17 protein-coding genes are annotated in these 17749 nt (G+C 45.5%); 7 read left to right on the top strand and 10 right to left on the bottom strand.

Features of this window, described 5'->3' with window-relative positions:
• The first annotated feature begins 539 nt into the window (after window positions 1–539).
• A complete protein-coding gene (locus DKW60_RS00995) occupies window positions 540–875 on the top strand; it encodes a hypothetical protein (protein ID WP_109835803.1) in 336 nt (111 codons plus the stop codon).
• A gap of 145 nt (window positions 876–1020) precedes the next feature.
• Here the strand turns inward: DKW60_RS00995 and DKW60_RS01000 are convergent, their stop codons facing one another.
• From DKW60_RS01000 to DKW60_RS01025, 6 genes are all read right to left on the bottom strand, one after another.
• Window positions 1021–1782 (bottom strand): toll/interleukin-1 receptor domain-containing protein, encoded by a 762-nt coding sequence (locus DKW60_RS01000; RefSeq protein WP_109835804.1) that lies wholly within the window; start codon window positions 1780–1782, stop codon window positions 1021–1023.
• Between the two features lie 300 nt (window positions 1783–2082).
• Entirely contained in the window at window positions 2083–2943 is an 861-nt protein-coding gene (locus DKW60_RS01005) for an ATP-binding protein (RefSeq protein ID WP_219988593.1), read from the bottom strand.
• Window positions 2944–3066: 123 nt separating this feature from the next.
• Window positions 3067–3465 (bottom strand): type II toxin-antitoxin system tRNA(fMet)-specific endonuclease VapC, encoded by a 399-nt coding sequence (gene vapC / locus DKW60_RS01010; protein WP_109835806.1) that lies wholly within the window; start codon window positions 3463–3465, stop codon window positions 3067–3069.
• On the bottom strand, window positions 3465–3761 hold the full coding sequence (locus DKW60_RS01015; RefSeq protein ID WP_181389542.1) for a type II toxin-antitoxin system RelB/DinJ family antitoxin: 297 nt from the start codon (window positions 3759–3761) through the stop codon (window positions 3465–3467). The genes vapC and DKW60_RS01015 overlap by 1 nt, the downstream gene beginning before the upstream one ends.
• A 99-nt stretch (window positions 3762–3860) precedes the next feature.
• Window positions 3861–6680: a 2-oxoglutarate dehydrogenase E1 component gene (locus tag DKW60_RS01020; RefSeq protein ID WP_219988594.1), complete on the bottom strand. Its 2820-nt coding sequence runs from the start codon at window positions 6678–6680 to the stop codon at window positions 3861–3863.
• A 110-nt stretch (window positions 6681–6790) separates the two neighbouring features.
• Window positions 6791–7564 carry a gamma-glutamyl-gamma-aminobutyrate hydrolase family protein gene (locus DKW60_RS01025; protein ID WP_109835809.1) on the bottom strand — a complete coding sequence of 258 codons (774 nt, stop codon included), beginning with the start codon at window positions 7562–7564 and terminating at the stop codon, window positions 6791–6793.
• A gap of 224 nt (window positions 7565–7788) precedes the next feature.
• Here DKW60_RS01025 and DKW60_RS01030 point away from each other — a divergent pair, with 224 nt between their 5' ends.
• Complete coding sequence (locus DKW60_RS01030) at window positions 7789–8490, top strand: GntR family transcriptional regulator (protein WP_109835810.1); 702 nt, start codon at window positions 7789–7791, stop codon at window positions 8488–8490.
• Window positions 8491–8560: 70 nt separating this feature from the next.
• Here DKW60_RS01030 and DKW60_RS01035 read toward each other — a convergent pair whose 3' ends face one another.
• The gene (locus DKW60_RS01035; RefSeq protein WP_109835811.1) at window positions 8561–10252 is read right to left on the bottom strand and encodes a sulfatase-like hydrolase/transferase; all 1692 of its coding nucleotides are present in this window, start codon (window positions 10250–10252) and stop codon (window positions 8561–8563) included.
• Window positions 10253–10603: 351 nt separating this feature from the next.
• On the opposite strand from DKW60_RS01035, the gene DKW60_RS01045 reads away from it, so the two are divergent.
• Together DKW60_RS01045 and gloB are read left to right on the top strand one after the other, a co-directional pair.
• Window positions 10604–11044: a VOC family protein gene (locus tag DKW60_RS01045; RefSeq protein ID WP_109835813.1), complete on the top strand. Its 441-nt coding sequence runs from the start codon at window positions 10604–10606 to the stop codon at window positions 11042–11044.
• Window positions 11045–11054: 10 nt separating this feature from the next.
• A complete protein-coding gene (gloB, locus tag DKW60_RS01050) occupies window positions 11055–11825 on the top strand; it encodes a hydroxyacylglutathione hydrolase (protein WP_109835814.1) in 771 nt (256 codons plus the stop codon).
• Here the strand turns inward: gloB and DKW60_RS01055 are convergent.
• The 3 genes from DKW60_RS01055 to DKW60_RS01065 form a co-directional block, all read right to left on the bottom strand.
• Window positions 11822–12064 (bottom strand): hypothetical protein, encoded by a 243-nt coding sequence (locus tag DKW60_RS01055; RefSeq protein WP_219988595.1) that lies wholly within the window; start codon window positions 12062–12064, stop codon window positions 11822–11824. The two genes, gloB and DKW60_RS01055, sit on opposite strands and share 4 nt — an antisense overlap.
• Before the next feature lie 11 nt (window positions 12065–12075).
• Entirely contained in the window at window positions 12076–12597 is a 522-nt protein-coding gene (locus DKW60_RS01060) for a GntR family transcriptional regulator (RefSeq protein ID WP_109835815.1), read from the bottom strand.
• A gap of 405 nt (window positions 12598–13002) precedes the next feature.
• Complete coding sequence (locus DKW60_RS01065) at window positions 13003–13767, bottom strand: GntR family transcriptional regulator (protein WP_109835816.1); 765 nt, start codon at window positions 13765–13767, stop codon at window positions 13003–13005.
• A 204-nt stretch (window positions 13768–13971) separates the two neighbouring features.
• Between DKW60_RS01065 and DKW60_RS01070 the strand changes: the two genes are divergently transcribed.
• The 3 genes from DKW60_RS01070 (at window position 13972) to DKW60_RS01080 (ending at window position 17731) form a co-directional block, all read left to right on the top strand.
• Window positions 13972–15159: an MATE family efflux transporter gene (locus DKW60_RS01070; protein WP_109835817.1), complete on the top strand. Its 1188-nt coding sequence runs from the start codon at window positions 13972–13974 to the stop codon at window positions 15157–15159.
• 215 nt (window positions 15160–15374) lie between these two features.
• Window positions 15375–16817, top strand: coding sequence for a pyruvate kinase (gene pyk, locus DKW60_RS01075; RefSeq protein ID WP_109835818.1), 1443 nt, complete (start codon window positions 15375–15377; stop codon window positions 16815–16817).
• A gap of 140 nt (window positions 16818–16957) precedes the next feature.
• Complete coding sequence (locus tag DKW60_RS01080; protein WP_109835819.1) at window positions 16958–17731, top strand: SMP-30/gluconolactonase/LRE family protein; 774 nt, start codon at window positions 16958–16960, stop codon at window positions 17729–17731.
• The last annotated feature ends 18 nt before the right edge of the window (window positions 17732–17749 follow it).

Below are 17749 nucleotides of genomic sequence, written 5' to 3' on the forward strand. Positions count from 1 at the left end.
CTACTTTCAATCATAACTCATGCTCAATATGTAAACAATCAAGTTCTGAAAAATATGCAATGTATAACAAAGCTTCTAGAGGCACGGTAGTTGGATAAAGGCATGGTTCAGAAGTTAAACATGCAGTAAGTGGCCAGACAAATATATTTTTATAGAATGAACCAAGTGATGAAGGTTAGATACATATAACGACACATAAGCTAAAATTCATCACTATATGAACCATTATTCAGCAGCTAAACACTTTGGCATCAGCGAAGAAGATATCATTAACATTGATGGGAGAATAATCCATGAACAAATGAATAAACATAGGACAAACAGTATTTTTGGCGTAAACGTTGTTACCGATGAAACACTGACCAGGAAAATCGCTAATATAATTATTAAAAGACACAACCTGAACGAAACAGATGCAATGGCTTTAGCTAATGACAGAATGAAATCTGTAAGAAATTCTAAGAGAATTAACAAAGCGATATTATTTATTGTAATTTGCGCCATCACTTTTTGGATACAATCTTAATCAAGGAAGTATTATGGGACTTTTCGATATATTCAAAAAAAAACCTCTCCCACCAAAGGTTGAAAAGGCCGAAGGTGATGTTTTTGCTGAAGCAGGCTACAAACCCATTGCTACAGTACAAGTAATTAAAGGCATAGATGCACAGTATATCTATACTGTAGGTAATACTTTTACCATGTACGAGATAGGTAAGTATAATACTAGTCATATCCATACATATGAAACTATAGAATTAGCCAGCCAAGGTGCTCTTGATTACCTTACTCATACTAATTCACAAGGCTTTACAAATTGCCTTCATATTGAAAATTCAGCACACAACGCTATGCTAAAAAGTGGGTTGATCTGAATTCTGGGCATTTTAGCCCCAAGGCACAGATCGGACTAATCGAGGTTTAATTGCCTGGGTTGTTCTAGTTTGAGGGGTATGCTTATGCTGCGCGGCGTTGTCCTTAGGGGTTGGAGGCTAGATACCTCCGGCTACTTGATTTAGCCTATTCTAGTGTAGCCGCATCAAAATGCGAGGCTTCTATGTCGTACCCAAATTCCTTACAAAGTTTTAGCAATCTTTTCCACTGCTCACTATCTACACTATCCTTGTCATGCGACTTGTAGAACATTACTTTGGTTAAAGATATTATTATGTCTTTCCTTGAGTAACACGTTCCATATATATAAATCGGGAAATGATTATCTGGAAATTCTGCAGCTTCAAATATATTGAAAGCGAGGCCGTCAGTAGAATTTACAAGTAGCTCTCCTCTACCTTGGAGGAATCGCCACTGCGGATTTTCATAACATGGTGTTACACCGACAATAGGTGAATTGTGTGAGATTACCTTGGAAATTTTCGTCGCTATTTCTGAGATACTAGCAATACTGTTCAGTGCGATAATCCCAGATAGTCCCGGATTCCATTTGTCTACTTCTTCTTTAGTTGTGCCATGGTAAAGCGGTAGAAGCCTTTTCCCCTCTTCAATATGTTGCCGGTGAAGAAGATCCATTTCATAGCCAGTCCACTTCTTGCTAAGGTACGCTGGGGACAATAATAACACCCCACACATTGACGAATTTATTCCAACATTAATAGAATCGAGCAATCTATCCCCGATTTCTAGAGACAAAGGCGCAAACCAAACACTGAAACCTCGATATTGCAAAGCCTCGGCTAGTTTTTTTGCATACTCTTCATCTTCAGTTGCATAGCTAATGAAAGCGTCGTATGGATATTTATTCATATAGGTATTTTGATTCATTTTTACATCTAGAGTACACCCTATTTAGAGGACTCAATTCACAGTTTTTAGATGGATTCACAAAACATCTAAACCCCACTTAAACTATCTCCGGAGATAATCACAAAGAAAACAAATTTTTAGACTCGATTTTGACGGCAGTGCTTCACTAACCACAGAAAGCACTACCTAACTTACACAAACTCAGCGATTCATGATTCGGGTAGTTTACTTAGCTTATCAACACCCATTGATTAAGTGACCATTGGCTCAACACTAGCTACTTTGAGAAGACAGACATTAAATGCGCTCTTGTTTGATTTACGCCTGATCACCCAAATACAGCGTTAAACGGAATAACTCACCAATATTTTCAAAAGCGATTCTATCTTGCATCGCCTCCAGCATCATGGGGATGCCTCTACCTAGGCCATCAAAGTAACGTAGGTTATCGAGAAACTTCACCAAAAAAACATTGCGAGGGGCTGAGTTTCCGTAACGGATTTTCTCTAGCGTCAGCGTATTGGGTAGGCCACCAGGTGATGTGATTTCAACGCGGTCACTGTAGATATAGACTTGAGTTTTACGGTGGCTGATTGAGTAATCACGGTGCATCACCGCATTCACTATCGACTCCCGTAATACTTTGGGTGAGGCCGCTAGACTCTCTTTTCGCTTCGCACCTTCTATGGTTGAAGGTGTCGGCAGGTAGAGCTGTAGTAAACCAAGGGTTTTATCAATGAGTTCTGGCAAGGTGCCTGTAATTTCTTTTTTATCAGCCAGATCATCCGTAATGCTTGTGCCTTTAAAAACCGCAAACACGATACTGCTCTGTGGCAAGCGTCGTTGTGGTTGCTTACCAAACATGAGTAACCCACCAACACTGACTACCCACTCACCCTCATGTTGAATCAGAATGTCAGTATTGACCAATAAACGCTGCTGTTCATCATCGCTTAAATCAATGAAAGCAGTGCTGTAATAACTGCGGTAATAAGCATCCACCGCTTCCTTATCGATGTAACTCATATCAGTATTCGCCACGGGGGAAATATCGAAATGAATCAGGCCCGCTTGTTGGAATAGTCGTGAGAGCTCTTCTTTATCGGATTTGAACTCAATATGAGCATTTTCACCTTGCTCTAATAAAGCTTGAATGGTGGTAGTTGGGTCAGTGCTCACGTTCTTCATCTCCGGTTACTGTTCCAGAAGCATTAGACGCTGAAATTCTTCTTCAATCAAGCGGACTTTCCAATGCCCATTGAGAAAGGTAATTCTTAAAGTGTGAAGCATGGGAGAGCGGGATTATGACTGCCAGTCTTCTAAACGCAACCCTATGACACGAGAAAACTCACGGGTATTGTTAGTAACTAAAATAGCATCGTAGGTGCGGGCAAGCGCAGCAATCAACAGATCATTTGGCCCTATGAGTTGACCTTGTGATGCTAGAACCGCTTTTATTTGGCCGTATTCTTCGGCGCAGAAGTCATCAAAAGGAAGGCTTTCTAATGGGGCACAGAAGAACTTCACGCGTTCCAAGTTCGATTCGACTTTTTGGCTTTTACGTGCACCGTAAAACAGTTCTGATTTTACGATGCTGCAAACTTTAAGCTGGTGAGGTTGGTGTCTGTGAAATCGTTCAGCGACTGGCCCAGTAGGGCGGTTGATGATTTGAATGCAAGTATTCGTATCTAACAAATACATTATTCAAACTCCAGTCGCGTTTCATAGTCGCCTTGTTCTGGTCGAACGATACCCTCACCTTCCCAAGCTGCTAAGCCTTCGAAATAGCCTTCAGGCCATTGGCTAACTTTGGGTGCAGTTTGTGGCGAAGAGGGGTCAATGAGTGTGACGGAAAAAGGCAAGCCACGCTTCATTTTGATTTGTTCGAAGTACATGGTAATGGCTTGCGTTGTTGTCATGCCTAAACGAGACAATATTGATTCAACATCATCTTTTAATTCAGGCGCGATACGTGCATTAATGGCTGCAGTTTTCATGACTATCACCTCTTTGTATTGCGTTGAAATTACATTGCAATACATATTGTAGCGTTAGTTTTCCTGAAAAACCAGCTCGATGCTTACTATCTCACACAACTAGCTTAACCCTTCCAACCCCAAAGCCGCATCAACCAAAGTCTCCTGCTGCCTCTTATGAACCCCCAACGACCCAACCGCAGGAGCAGCAGACGCAGGCCGGCTAACACAAGAAACTGCCAACTTACTAAACACCTCAAAGCGATGTCGAATACCATCCCAGGCACCTTGGTTTACCGGCTCTTCCTGACACCAGATCAATGCTTCAAGGTTAGGATATTGCTCAAGCACTGCATTTAAATGATCCTTAGGAAATGGGTAGAGTTGTTCCAGACGAAGCAATGCCACCGAGCCCAATTCCAGCTCCCGCCGTTTTTCCAGTAAGTCATAAAACACCTTGCCACTACTCACGATCAGACGAGTCACTTGCGCCTTGTCCGCCCTCTGCACATCCGGATCATCAATAACCGGTTTAAACTCACCCTCAGTAAAATCAACCACCTCACTCACCGCCAACGGATGACGCAATAAGCTTTTCGGAGTAAATACAATCAGCGGCTTACGATATTGACGCAGGCGCTGGCGCCGCAGCATATGAAACACTTGCGCGGGCGTTGTCGGGATACAAATCTGAATATTGTGCTGAGCGGCCAGTTGAACGAATCGCTCCAGACGCGCCGATGAATGCTCCGGCCCCTGCCCTTCAAAACCGTGCGGCAGGAACATTACCAAGCCACATAAACGCTGCCATTTTTGCTCACCGGAACTAATAAACTGGTCAATCACCACCTGAGCGCCATTGGCAAAGTCGCCAAACTGCGCTTCCCAGATCACCAGATTATTGGGCACGGCGGTTGAATAACCATACTCATAAGCAAGCACCGCCTCCTCCGACAACAAGGAGTCAATCACGGTAAATTTACCTTGAGCGTGACCGGTATGTTCCAGCGGAATCCATTGTTGACGGCGTTTCTGATGATGAATTACCGCATGACGGTGCGAGAAAGTACCGCGTCCGCAGTCCTGTCCGGCCAGACGAATATTAATCCCGTCTTGCAACAGCGAAGCATAAGCCATGGTCTCCCCGAATCCCCAATCTGCCGCAATCTCACCACGCCCCATGGCGGCACGTGATTCATAAATTTTACGCACTCGCCGGTGAACTTCAAACGCCTCCGGAATCTTCGCCAGCCATTGCTCAGCCAACTGCGTGAATCTGTTTTTTGGGAACGTGGTATCGACATGATCCGTCCAGTGAGCGGCTTTATACACCTCCCAAAGGTTACGCACTTGTGCAGGCAAACCAGCATCGGCGACCGCCTCCCGATGAAAACGCCCCACCACCTGACCTTCCGATAAATGATCACGATAGTCAGCAACCATGGCTTTATCTTCAGCCGCAGTAATCACACCCTCTTGCTGCAACTTCGCGGCATATTTTTCACGGGTAGTCGGCAATTTGCGGATAATGTCGTACATCACCGGCTGCGTCATCGCAGGCTCATCGGCTTCATTGTGACCAAGCCGTCGATAACACACCAAGTCCAGCACCACATCCTTATGGAAGATTTCACGGTAGTCCAGCGCGACTTTGGCGGCATAAATCACCGCTTCCGGATCATCCGCATTCACATGAATAATCGGTGCATTGATCATCTTGGCAACATCGGTCGGATAATAGGTGGAGCGACTATCCATCACCGTGCTGGTGGTAAATCCAATTTGGTTATTCACCACGATATGAATCGTGCCATGTGTGCGATAGCCGCGCGTCTGCGCCATGCTAAAGGTCTCCATGACCACACCTTGTCCGGCAAAGGCGGCATCCCCGTGGATCACCACGCCCATTACCTTTGTGCCATCGGTATCCTGTCGACGCTCTTGTCTGGCCCGCACGGAGCCTTCAACCACCGGACTTACAATTTCGAGATGGGAAGGATTGAATGCAAGCGCCAAATGCACACCACCACTTGGGGTACTGACATCCGCAGAATAGCCCTGATGGTATTTCACATCACCGGTGTAAGCACTGTTATGGTTCTTTCCGGCAAACTCATTAAACAACTCTGCCGGCGGTTTGCAGAAGACATTAATCAGCACATTCAGGCGGCCACGGTGTGCCATGCCCAAGACGATTTCCTGTAAACCTTTGGCCGCGCCTTCCTGCACCAGTGTTTGCAACAGAGGAATCAGGCTCTCACCACCTTCCAGACCAAATCGCTTTTGCCCGACATAGCGTTTATGCAGGAACTGTTCAAAACCTTCAGCTTCAGTGAGTTGCTCCAATAGCTGTTTACGCGCCGCATTATCAAAATATTCAGACGCTTCCATCGGCTCAATCCGTGACTGAATCCAGCGTTTTTCCTGAACATCCATCATGTGCATATATTCAAAACCGATGCTGCTCAGATAGGTCTTGCGCATGGCTTTGATAATGTTTTGGAGTGTCGGCTGTTGATCCATATTAAATGAGCCGGGATCAAATACCGTATTTGGATCGGTATCTTCTAATTCGTGATATTCCAGCAGTAATTCCGGTACCATGACTTTGTAAGCATAATCGCCTAATGGGTTGGTATCGGCCTGTAAGTGCCCGAGATAACGGTATGCGCTAATCAGCTGTGACACTTTGGCCTGCAGGCTTCGCCGCTCCAAATCAACCAGACGGCTCTGTGCATCATCGCTGATATCATTGAGTGCCGAGTGTCTGTTGTGCTTTACGGACTGATTAGCAGATTGATCCGTCTGATTATCCAGCTGCTGAAAGTAGGATTGCCAAGTCTCATTTAGCGATGCCGGATCATCTTGATATTGCTCATAAAGCTGTTCCAGATACACGGCGTTTTGCCCATCGAGAAAGTTTTCATTATTGTTATTCATTCCTGCCACTCCTGTTTTTTGTATTATTATCATTACAGGTCAGGTGTGACTACCGGCAGAGCCTTGCCCTATCTCTATTTATCTCAAATATAGCCCCAATGAAATATCCGCTACATACGTTGGCGAATCGCATCACCAAAGGCTTTAAAGATCGCGGCATAAAACGGCGTCTGTGCAAACTGCCACTCAGGATGCCACTGAACCCCAAGCACAAAGCGACTCTCATCATCCAGACGAAACGCTTCGATCAAACCATCCGGCGCGCGGGCTTCGACAAATAAACCATCTGCTAGTCGATCGATCCCCTGACCATGGATAGAGTTCACCTGAGTCACTTCCGCACCCGCTAGTTTGGCTAACAAGCCTCCCGGTGTTAAATGCATATCGTGCGCCATTTGGTATTGTCCGGCGGTGTCCAGCGTGGAATCTTCGCGATGATCAAAATAGCCCTCGACCTCCTGCACCTGCTGATGCAGCGTTCCACCAAAAGCCACATTCAACTCCTGAAAACCACGACACACCGCAAGGATTGGAATATCCATTTCAATGGCCAGATGGATCAGTTGCAGCGTGGTTTCATCGCGTTGCAGATCACGTGGTAAGTCAGGTGTTTCCAGCTCAGCGCCATAACGGGCTGGGTCAACATTAGCGACACTACCCGGCAGGAAAAGGCCATCCAGCTTGCTTAGCACCTCACGCAAATCAACGGCTGAATCAACCGCTTGCAATTGTTCACCCTCAGCCAGCGCCGGAATGATGAAAGGAAAACCTTGTGAGCCGTGTGCGACAGCATTGATGTACTTCTCACCAACACAATGAAAAGGCATCCCTTTAACGTCTTTAACATCAGCCGGAATGCCGATCAGTGGAATTGAGTGAGTCATAGTGAGATATCCTGCCAATATAAAATCGCTAATATGTGATCACAAATATTAACAAGCTTATGATAATACCGCACCTTTCTTTGATAGCCATTTTTCAGTCATTTCTGTTCTTAAATGAAACAGCAGGTATGCACCAAGCAGAGACGATAATGCTATACTGCTTAGCACGCTACACCTTGTGATCACAATAGCCGTGTCATTTAACTGAGAATCTTGCCCAAACAATGCCAGCAAAAACGACATACTCTCTCAGCCCAATCGAAAAATCAGACTCTCAAAACGTTAATGAGTGGGTCTATCAAACGCTTCGCAAAAACATTATGTCGGGCGAAATATGCCCCGGTAGTGCGCTGACTATTCGTGGAGTTGCTGAAAAGCTGGATGTCAGCCCAATGCCGGTGCGTGAGGCATTGCGTAAATTGGCGTCAGAAGCTGCGGTGGAAATAAAAGATAATCGCCGCATCAGTGTGCCGCTAATTTCACCGGAGAAGTTTAAGGCATTGTTTTCGCTTCGCACCCTGCTGGAAACACATGCTGCAGAGAACGCACTGCCCTACTTTACTGATGAGAAAATTGCTGAACTGGAAGCCTTAGATAATGATGTCGATGATGCTTATGCTGCCGGGGATATTGCCGCTGGCAGTCTGGCGAATCAGGCGTTTCACCGCTTTATGTATGAGCAAGACCCAAACCAAGTCTGCCTGCCCATGATTGAAAGTGTCTGGCTGCAACTGGGGCCATTTGTACGCATTGGTCTCAGCAAACTGGAGTCTTATTACGACTATGACCGGCATCAGGAAGCGATTCAGGCGATTCGCGAGGTGGATGCATTTGCTCTACGCCGCGCGATTGAGTCGGATATTCTTGATGGTCTGTCGATGATTCGCAATGTTGATCAGATTTATGAGGATCTCAAGCCTAAATAGCTCGAAACGTCGACTGAAGCAGATGCAGGCCCAGCTGATGTATAACCAGACGAGGAGGCCAATACAAAAACTATTCCAGACTAAGCCGTTGCTCTGCAGCTCTGCCTTCATATCTCACCATTAACTCTCGCTCAATCTCCGTCCCATCATAGACACCCAGCACCACACCTCTGCGCCGTGACGTACCCCGCATCGCTCTGACCTGTTGCTCAGATACCGTGGTTCTTTGGTTTAAGCGGCGATTCCACTCATTAAATCGCTGGTACATAAGGTCAATTACCGCCAAATGCTCCGGCAATGTGCTTTCCCCCAAATCATTTAACTCACGAGGATCAGCCTCACGGTCAAACAACATAGGCCGAATACCACCCTCTGCATGCATAAACTTCCAACGTTTATCAGCGACCATAAACAAACGCGCGTCACGTGGTGCAATATCTAATTTAACCGCTGCAGGCGTCATCGAATAATCGTATTCACTCACCACATACTCACGCCAGTCAGTTAGCGGTTGTCCCTGTAGAATCGGCATTAATGAGCGCCCTTCCAGAATATGATCAAGCTGATCTTTTAACACACCACCACTGGCTTCATAGAAAGTCGCAGCAAGATCAATACTTTCGACTAATTCATCGCAGACCGTTCCCCGTGTACTATCTGCCTGCTCCGACGGGTCATAAATAATCATCGGTACTTTCACCGATGGCTCATGGAATAAGTCCTTCTCACCTAGCCAGTGATCGCCCATATAATCACCATGATCCGCCGTGACCACAATCATGGTGTCATTCATGCGACCGGTTTCTTCGAGGTGCTGAAATAAACGACCCAGCTGATCATCAGCTTGTTTAATCAATCCCATATAAGCCGGAACCACGGATTCCAGTACTTCATCCCGTCGAAATGCCTGACCAATGACATTATTCATAAACGCCTGATACACCGGATGCGCGTTGTTTTTCTCAGACTCTGCACGGTTCGGTGCAATCACATCCTCTTTGCCATACATACCGTGATACGGCGCAGGCACGATATAAGGCCAGTGTGGTTTGATATAGGATAAGTGACACAACCAAGGCTTGCTGTCAGGGGTATTCATTTGGTCAATAAAATCAATACAGCGCGAGGTCATATAAGGCGTTTCTGAGTCCTCTTCCCGAATATTTGCAGGTTTATCTGCATGCATCATCATCCAGCCCGACGCGATATCACCCTGATCATCTACCCCTGAGTTTGCGTAGTCATGCCAAGGATTATTGCCACCGTAACCTTTGGATTTGAGGTATTCGTTATAGGTGGATTTTTGCTGATCATAGAAACCATCCGGTCCTTCTGCCCACAGGCCATCATCGCGATCAAACACATCAAAGCCGCACTCGGCCACTCTTGCGCCAATCGTACTGTCCGGTGAAATACCTAATCTCGCCATGCCTTCAACATCGGCACGCATATGTGTTTTACCAATGAGGTAGGAATCCATTCCCTGTGTGCGCAGATGATCACCAATAGTCATTTCGCCAACTTTTAGCGGAAAGCCGTTCCACTGTGCGCCATGACTCGATGGATAACGTCCTGTATAAAAACTCATTCGTGAAGAACCACACACCGGCGACTGCACATAACAATTCGTAAAGCGGACTCCATTTGACGCCAGCCTGTCCATATTAGGGGTTTTTAAATGCGGGTGCCCATAGCAGCTGAGATAATCAAACCTCAGCTGATCAAACATGATAAAAAGAATATTCTTAGCATTAGATGTCATAGCATATAACCTAGCCCAAAAATTGCATTACCCAGAGTAAAATAGCAGTGAAGTGAATCATTTAAGCAAAAAAAAACATTTATATCAAACATTTAGTAATCATCACTCATTTTTATAGGGTAATCAGCCAAAATGCTCACGTTTATCAGCATTAATTATACCAAAGACATCAAGTCAAAAAACAACAATATTGAATACCCACAATGCATTAGAGATCCTGCAATGGATCCATGGCAATCACATCAAGATCTGTCAGATCAGACAATTGTCCGACTGATCTCACAGAAACAATTACCACCAAAGCAGCTAGCCTTGTAAACTAATCGCCAAATCGATTTCAGGAGCAAGCGCATGCAATACCTTCACACAATGATTCGGATTAGTAACGTTGAAGAGTCCCTCGACTTTTTCTGCAATAAACTCGGCATGGTATTACTCAGACGTAACGACTACGAGGAAGGCCGCTTCTCGTTGATTTTTCTATGTGCACCGGGTGATGAGGAGCGCGTGAGAGAAACACGTCAAGGAGAATTGGAACTCACCTATAACTGGGACCCGGAAGAATATACCGGTGGCCGCAACTTTGGGCATCTGGCTTATCGGGTCGACAATATTTATGAAACTTGTCAAAAGCTGATGGACGCAGGCGTTACCATCAACGTCCCTCCCCGCGATGGTCACATGGCCTTCGTCAGATCACCGGACAATATTTCTATCGAGCTACTACAAGCGGGTGACTCATTAGCGCCGGCTGAGCCTTGGGTCTCTATGGAAAACAGTGGAACCTGGTAAGGACGAACAGATGAGTAAGTTAGAATTTTTCCAATTCCCCTATAACTGGGATGATAACTACGGTGTATTGATTCACTCTCCCGACACAGGTGAAACGGCTTGTATTGATGGTGGAATCGCTGAGACGTACCAGCAAGCACTGGATGAAAAAGACTGGAAGCTGACCCACATTTTTGTCACACATCACCATGCGGATCACACCACTGGTGTTGTCGAACTCAAAGAAACCAATAATGCCAAGGTCATCGGCCCTAGCTATGTTGGTGCTCGCCCAATTAAGGGGATTGATGAGTCGGTAAGTGACGGAGACCGCTTTGAATTTGCGGGCGTTGAAGTTCAGGTTATACACACACCGGGACATACGATGGATTTGATTTGTTATTACATTCCATCCGAGGGCGTCATTTTTGTGGGTGATACGTTGTTTGCCTTAGGTTGTGGTAAAGCTTTTGAAGGCACGCCGGAGATGATCTGGGAAAGCCTGAAGAAATTACACGCGCTGCCACCGGAAACACTGATTTACTGCTCCCATGAATACACGCAGGAAAATGCAGGTTTTGCGATTCAGATTGACCCAAACAATGAAGCACTAAAAGCACGTATCGAAGAGATTAACCGTTTACGTGCGGATGATATTCCAACAGTGCCGTTTACATTAGCAACCGAGCTTGCAACAAATCCGTTCTTGCGTGCGGATGATGCGGGGATTCGTGAGCAACTGGGAATGAAAAACGCGCCTGAGGTGGAAGTCTTTACAGAAATCCGCCGGAGGCGCGGCTAAATTGCCCGGATAAAGTCATCATTTTCAAACAACGTCTGAAAGTGTTCAAAACCAATCCATGGACTTCCGTCGATACCTTTAAAGATACTGTAGTCTTTAAAAGCAATTTGTAATCCGTACATCGGTTTATACAAAAAGACGATAAACCAGATAATCGTCGGGGCCAGCATTAAATATAATTGCCATTCCCGCTTAAGGTGCTGAACTAACCATTGGGACTTGCTCAGTGAGTTAGACATATATCCTCCTACTAGAGTCCTTCGGGATGGTCAAAGACGTTACCGGTGTCACCGTCAAATACTTTGATCATTTCAGGCTTGAAGTGAAATGCGTTGACCTCTTCGAGATGCTTGATATCACCACGGGTCTCTGCTTTCACAACAAAAGGCTTGTCCATTTGCAAACCAATATTCCAGTTACCCCGTTGCTGAGCTGCTCGTCTTACAGCGCCAAATTCCAGCTGCAAACGGATAAAGCAAGCTTCGACATAACGGTCGATTTGTATAGGGGTTACAAAAGTTCCTCGCTTAGGAACAATCGATACCAGCCCAACGCTTTGCAAACGAATCATGGCTTCACGAACAGGTGTCTTACTAGCCATCAATGCTTCTGCAACTTCCTTTTCAGAAAGCCTTTGTCCCGGATAGAGCTGAATGGTGATGATCAGCTCTTTGAGTATGGAAAATACCTGCGAGGTCAGCGACTTTTCCGGATCTAATATCTTACCTTCCAGCAAGTCAGAAATCGGCAATATGTGGCCTATAGACTTCACAAACGTTTTCTCTCCTCAATGATGAGCCGTGAAATATCTCATAGCCCTATCTAATATCTCAGATGATGAGATTTTCAAAAAAGATAATTTACAAGTTATTTTAAAAATAAATATTTATTAACACAGACTGAAGAAGTTAAACAATCACAGACGACACTCAAATAAATTTTTTAAATTATTGTTTTTATTAAATAAATTTCAATTTATATACTTTTCAACAGAACACTGGTTTATTTCGAAAATAGCCAGTCTTAAGATCGAAAAGAGCTCTTTACAAATCAGTAAAATTTGTAAAAAAATAGATATCATGACTAGATTTAACTAAGATATTAGTTATTAAATGAAGTGAAATTTGAGAGTCGGACGAATGTCTGACTCAGCATAATGCCTTAAAAATAGGCACGATCAACGGCTATTACGTGGCCGTTTTCCTGTCGCGTTTAGCGTCTCAATGAAATCGAGCAGCTCTGGATTTGCTGACAATGTATCAATCTCAGTTTCCAGTGAACCGATATGATTAATGATGGCCGCCTCAGCAGCATCCGGAGAGCCGGCACGAATTGCGGCAACAATCGCCTGATGCTCTTCGATGACCTGAGCACCACGACGGATCTTATAAATTCGTTTGAGATGTCTGATGCGGTACACATCAGATTGAGACTTCTTCACAAGCTTCCAAACACCGGGGACACCTGCCATTTCGTAGAACGCTTTATGCAAGGCTTCATCATACTTAAAGAATAGTTCGTGCTCTTCGTTTTCAAGCGCCTTAATCTGCCGACTGACCATCGACTCCAGATTGAGCACGCCTTTTAAGTCGTTACTTCGTTCTGCGGCACGTCGTACTGCCCCTACTTCAAGCTGAAGACGCGTGAAACAAGCTTCAATATAGCGCTCCAGACTGATGGGAGAGACATATGAACCACTCTTGGGGACAACTTTGACAAGTCCGGTGTCTTCAAGCTTAATCAACGCCTCACGGACGGGTGTCTTACTGGCTTTTAAGGCTTCGGATATCTCTTTTTCAGACATGATCTGTCCGGGCTTGAGTTGGATGGTAACTATTAACTCCATCAAAATACTGTATATCTGTTGCACCAGACTCTCTGAGGAGTCAAGTACGACACCCTCTAATAACTCTGAAACAGTATTGTCTTTCAACTTGGCCATTTTATTATCCTACTAACTATTCTTACAATTCTAACATACTAATTGGCAAATCTGACATATTAGATGTTATTATGAACCACTAACGTATTCGTTCACAGTATATCTGATGCATGAGATATATCAGACTATATCATTAAATACTTTAATAACTTAACTTCATTGCGATCATTACTAAACAAAGCTCCTCAAACCTGAGACAACTGAATGACCCAGGACGTACCCGGCAGACAACAAGTATTCACTTTGGCATGGCCCATTGCGATGAATGCAGTTCTGTTACAGTTAATTTTGGTGATCGATACTGTGCTGGTAACACCGCTTGGTGAAGAGTCACTAGCAGCCATGGGGCTTGCAGCGGGCTTGGGCATTGTGTTTATTTTGACTTATGCTGAGCCACTAATTTATTCAATCGCCGAAACAGAGCCAATGGCTGCCAAATCCTTCGGCTACCTGAAAGTATTTTCTGTGGTGTTGATTGGTGTCGCTCTGAGCCAAAACATCACCGTCTATTTCAATGCAACCGGCAATAGCAAACTCCCGTTCTACGCGAATCTTTTTGAGCTGCCCGTTAATGTCGTTGTCAGCTACATTTTAATCCATGGCTTGCTTGGGCTACCGGCCCTGGGATTGATTGGTGCAGCACTCGGCTCTGCCGTGGCAGTCTTGTGCCGCACCCTATTTCTGCTAGCGTTTTACGCCAAACAATATATGCAGCCGAATGAAGCGATTCAAAGACTGACAGGGCATGACGTCAAGTACCACCTGAAATATGCGACTCCGATTGCCGGTACATTTGTCAGTGCCGTACTGGCTTCCAGCGTGTGTATGCTGATCTATGCCAGGCTCGGTATCAATCAGTTTGCTGCACTCACCTTGATTACGCCGTGGATTAAAGTTGCCGGACACCTTTCTACTGCCTGGGCACAAGCCACCAGCATCATCGTTGGTCAACTACTGGGGAATAAACGTTGGGAGCTACTGGATAGTTTCATCAGTAAGGCCTGGCGAGCCTCATTCATCATTAGCATTGTCATTTCGCTGGCTTATCTGAGTATGTTTTTCTTATTTGAATGGATATACCCGGAACTGCAACCCGAAACCCTCAGTACACTCTGGCAATTTATGCCGATTTTGGTATTGGTTCCCTTTATAAGAACGTCCAACACGATTTGTGGCAACGTAATGCGAGCTGGTGGTGATGCGAATCATATTTTCTGGATTCATGCGCTAACGCAATGGCTAATCATTGTGCCACTCTCCGCGCTACTGGTTTTGTATCAGGAAATGAGTGCAGTCTGGGTGTTCGCGCTCATCTTATTGGAAGAACTGATTAAGGGCGTCCCATTTCATGTACGGATGCATGGAGGGCAATGGAAGAAAAGTCTGGCCTGATACCTGAATCATTGTTTCATGATTTTTACAGGCCAAATCACAAAATATATTTATTTATGTAGTAAAACTACATAAAATCATACTTAGATCGCAGAGAAAGCATGAATGGCTGCTATAATGCCACCAAGATACATACTATTTGTACAAATTAACAAGAATCAAATGTACTTTCTCTACAAAAAAAGAGTATTTGATTAAAGGATATTAAAAGCACTATGAGACGCACTAAAATTGTCGCCACCCTTGGCCCAGCTACAGACACACCTGAAAGTATTGAAAAACTCATCGCTGCAGGCGCTAACGTCGTACGCTTAAACTTCTCTCACGGTTCACCTGAGGAGCACGCGCATCGCGCACAGATGGTACGCGACGCCGCAGCTAAGCTAGGCAAGGTCGTCGGCATTCTCGGTGACTTACAAGGCCCTAAAATCCGTATCGATCGTTTCCGCGACGGAAAAATCACACTCGCCACTGGTGATGCGTTCTATCTGGACAGTGATATGGGCGTTGAGGACGGTAATCAGGAAGGTGTTGGCCTTACTTATAAGACCTTGCCTCAGGAAGTTCACGAAGGCGATGAACTACTACTGGATGACGGTCGTATTGTATTTGTCGTAAAGAGCGTTGTTGGTAACCGTATTCATTGCGAAGTGGTCAACGGTGGTATCTTGTCGAATAACAAGGGGATTAACCGCCGCAATGGTGGTTTGTCTGCAGACGCACTGACTGAGAAAGATATTCGTGATATCAAAACAGCGGCTGACATTAATGTTGATTTCCTGGCTGTGTCATTCCCACGCTCTGCTGAAGATATGCACTACGCACGACGCCTGATGAAAGAAGCTGGCGGTAAAGCGGCCATGGTTGCAAAACTGGAGCGTGCTGAAGTGGTTGACCAACCGGTGCTCGATGAAATTATCTGCGCGTCTGATGTGCTCATGGTTGCTCGTGGCGATCTGGGTGTTGAGATCGGCGATGCTAAGCTACCACTAACTCAGAAAAACATTATCAACCGTTGTCGCAGCTTGAACCGCATCATCATTACCGCGACACAGATGATGGAAACCATGATCGACAACCCAATCCCGACACGTGCTGAGGTATTCGACGTGGCGAACGCGGTGATCGACGGAACTGACGCAGTCATGCTGTCTGGTGAAACAGCAGTGGGTAAGCACCCGGATAAAGTTATCTCAATCATGAATGAGATCTGCGAACAAGCTGAACTATCACGTGACGCGACCGTTTCTGCTCACAGACTAGAGTCGCAGTTCCAACGCGTCGATGAAGGCATTGCGATGGCAACAATGTACGCCGCTAACCACATGAACATCAAAGCAATCGGTGCACTGACAGAGTCAGGCTCAACAGCTCGCTGGATGTCTCGTATCAGTTCAGGTATTCCTATTTTCGCACTGACCAATCACGAAAAAACCTGTCGCTTGGTGAGCTTGTACCGTGGTGTTTACCCGGTGCTACTGACTGAAAAGCTGTCTAACCCATTGGTTGCCAATCAGGTCGTTATCAATCATCTGCTAGAAGCTGAAGTCGTTTCTAACGGTGATAATGTAATCGTCACTAAAGGTGACTTGATGGGTCACGATGGTGGTACTAACCAGATGAAAATCATCAATGTTGGAAATCACAAAGCCGCATAAGTCGTGAGCAACAAGCGCGACTAAGCAAGACAATGCCGCAATCGTTGATGTAGCTATATCAATGCTTGTGGCATTTTTCGTTTTACCTCTGCGGTAAGAGTCTTCCGACAACTGCAACCAAACCCACCAATAAGGAATCTATGAGCCAAATAGCCATCGACTGCGTGTTGGATATCAAAGCTGACATTGGGGAGAGTGCCGTTTGGTGCACCGAAACACATTCACTTTTTTGGGTAGATATTCCGAAAGGAACTCTGAACAGCTTTGACCCGACAACCGGACACAACCAAAGCTGGTCAATGGGTGAAAGCTTAGGCTGCTTTGCACTGACCAATCGCGCGACAATTGTGCTGGCGCTTGCTTCTGGTTCAGTGTATTGCTTGGATGTCATCACAGATCAGGATGAGCCTGAAGACAAGGAAGCAGCCGTAAACGTACGAAAGATCATGAGTGGATTTCATATTCCGAATGGCATGGCATTCTCTCCGGATGGAAAGACTGCCTATATTTCGGACTCCTTTCCTGAGATCCGTACGATATGGGCTTATGACTATGATCTGACGGATGGCGTTTGGTCAAATCAGCGAGTCTTTTTCGATACCAAAGGACGTCCGGGGCGACCTGACGGTGGCACTATTGATGCTGATGGTTGTTACTGGATGGCGGGCGTCAGTGGCTGGGAGCTAGTGCGTATCACACCAGCAGGAAAAGTTGATATGGTGATTGAGTTTCCGGTTGAAAAGCCAACCAAAATCGCATTTGGTGGTGACAACCTAGACACCCTATTTGTGACGTCTTTGGGTTGTGACATCACTGAAGGCACTCACCAACCTCATGCGGGCGGCTTGTTTGCTCTAACCGTACCAGGCGTAACCGGTTTGGCAACACCACGCTTGCCGCTTGGTCGTACATAGACCGACATCAATAAACAA

The organism is Leucothrix pacifica (genome assembly GCF_003172875.1).
GTDB classification, from domain to species: Bacteria; Pseudomonadota; Gammaproteobacteria; order Thiotrichales; family Thiotrichaceae; genus Leucothrix; species Leucothrix pacifica.

What these genes read in the sequence shown, in the direction of transcription:
- gloB (WP_109835814.1), top strand. Translation starts at nt 11,055, where the DNA reads ATGAGTAAGTTAGAATTTTTCCAATTCCCCTATAACTGGGATGATAAC.
- DKW60_RS01030 (WP_109835810.1), top strand. Translation starts at nt 7,789, where the DNA reads ATGCCAGCAAAAACGACATACTCTCTCAGCCCAATCGAAAAATCAGAC.
- DKW60_RS01045 (WP_109835813.1), top strand. Translation starts at nt 10,604, where the DNA reads ATGCAATACCTTCACACAATGATTCGGATTAGTAACGTTGAAGAGTCC.
- DKW60_RS01065 (WP_109835816.1), bottom strand. Translation starts at nt 13,767, where the DNA reads ATGGCCAAGTTGAAAGACAATACTGTTTCAGAGTTATTAGAGGGTGTC.
- vapC (WP_109835806.1), bottom strand. Translation starts at nt 3,465, where the DNA reads ATGTATTTGTTAGATACGAATACTTGCATTCAAATCATCAACCGCCCT.
- DKW60_RS01070 (WP_109835817.1), top strand. Translation starts at nt 13,972, where the DNA reads ATGACCCAGGACGTACCCGGCAGACAACAAGTATTCACTTTGGCATGG.
- DKW60_RS01000 (WP_109835804.1), bottom strand. Translation starts at nt 1,782, where the DNA reads ATGAATCAAAATACCTATATGAATAAATATCCATACGACGCTTTCATT.
- DKW60_RS01015 (WP_181389542.1), bottom strand. Translation starts at nt 3,761, where the DNA reads ATGAAAACTGCAGCCATTAATGCACGTATCGCGCCTGAATTAAAAGAT.
- DKW60_RS01035 (WP_109835811.1), bottom strand. Translation starts at nt 10,252, where the DNA reads ATGACATCTAATGCTAAGAATATTCTTTTTATCATGTTTGATCAGCTG.
- DKW60_RS01080 (WP_109835819.1), top strand. Translation starts at nt 16,958, where the DNA reads ATGAGCCAAATAGCCATCGACTGCGTGTTGGATATCAAAGCTGACATT.
- DKW60_RS00995 (WP_109835803.1), top strand. Translation starts at nt 540, where the DNA reads ATGGGACTTTTCGATATATTCAAAAAAAAACCTCTCCCACCAAAGGTT.
- DKW60_RS01055 (WP_219988595.1), bottom strand. Translation starts at nt 12,064, where the DNA reads ATGTCTAACTCACTGAGCAAGTCCCAATGGTTAGTTCAGCACCTTAAG.
- DKW60_RS01020 (WP_219988594.1), bottom strand. Translation starts at nt 6,680, where the DNA reads ATGAATAACAATAATGAAAACTTTCTCGATGGGCAAAACGCCGTGTAT.
- pyk (WP_109835818.1), top strand. Translation starts at nt 15,375, where the DNA reads ATGAGACGCACTAAAATTGTCGCCACCCTTGGCCCAGCTACAGACACA.
- DKW60_RS01025 (WP_109835809.1), bottom strand. Translation starts at nt 7,564, where the DNA reads ATGACTCACTCAATTCCACTGATCGGCATTCCGGCTGATGTTAAAGAC.